Genomic DNA, 1,042 nt, shown 5'->3' with positions numbered 1-1,042 from the left:
ACTAAAGAACAGATGTAGAACAATGGCCTCTTGTGAGTCGCTTTCTCGCCGACCCGGCCTGCCCTCGTGGTTGTGTGCCCTGCGCCGTCATGTGCGCTTCGATCGCTGCCGCGATGTTGGACTTCGAGCGGGATCTGTCTGCTGCTCTAGAGCGGCCTCAGTCTCTGTCGCCAACGGAAGTCGCGCTACGCGCAAGATTGTGGGCAAGCGCTGCGCGAGCACACGCGCAAGTCCGGCCTCATCTAGATTCGCCCCGGCCGTGGCGCGAAGAAGGCCCTCGAATGAGTCCGCCAGTACATCTTCATGGGGTAGCGCCAAGGTCACCGAGACAAGCTGCAACGCCGGCTTCGGAGGCGGTGGAGGCGCGCCCTCGAGCGGATCGTCCGTCTCACCAGTGAGGTACTCGGGAGTGGTCTGCAGCTCCCGAGCGATCCGGTGAAGGTACTTCGAGCCTGATTTGTTTCGATGGATGAGATTGTAGATCGACGGCTGCGACATGCCGACGCGTCGGCCCAACTCCGCCTGCGATAGGCCGAGCAGCTCCATCCTGTCCTTTACGCGTTCGCCGATGCTCACCTGCGGAAGGATATAGCCACAGCTATAATCCGCCACCCGCGAACCCTTATTGACTCGGTTATATCCAAAGCTATGACTACGACTCATGCACTCGGCTATTGCCCCTGATGAAGTCCTGCAGGTCGCGCTTAAGCGGGCCGGGTCACAGTCGGCGCTCGGCCGCGTTCTGGGCATCTCGCAGCCGTCAGTTCACAAGGCACTTAAGACGAAGCGGCGCGTCTCCGGCGAGGAGGCCGTGGCGCTTGAGCGTGAGCTCGGCATCCCGCGCCACGAGTCGCGGCCGGATCTGTTCAAGCCGGAGAGCGACGCCTCGCGCCAGCTCGTTGAGGCGAATCGGTGATCGTGCGCGCATCTTCCCCCCGCTTCGAGTCTGCCACGCCTTCCCGGCCGCGTCTGACGCGATCGCCGGCGGTTCGCGCGTCATGACGTGCGAGCGCGTCACCCTGCCCGATGGTGGCGCCGCGAT

Annotated in this window: 1 protein-coding gene; it reads right to left on the bottom strand. The window is 63.3% G+C overall.

Going from position 1 to position 1,042, the window contains the following annotated elements; all coding sequences use genetic code 11:
* Positions 1–760: 760 nt before the first annotated feature.
* Positions 761–1,042 (bottom strand): hypothetical protein (locus PYV61_RS25735; protein ID WP_275836741.1); only part of this gene is annotated, 282 nt, incomplete at its 5' end.

This window comes from Roseisolibacter sp. H3M3-2, assembly GCF_029211165.1.
Lineage (GTDB): Bacteria > Gemmatimonadota > Gemmatimonadetes > Gemmatimonadales > Gemmatimonadaceae > Roseisolibacter.
This window is presented reverse-complemented; position numbering and strand designations above follow the sequence as displayed.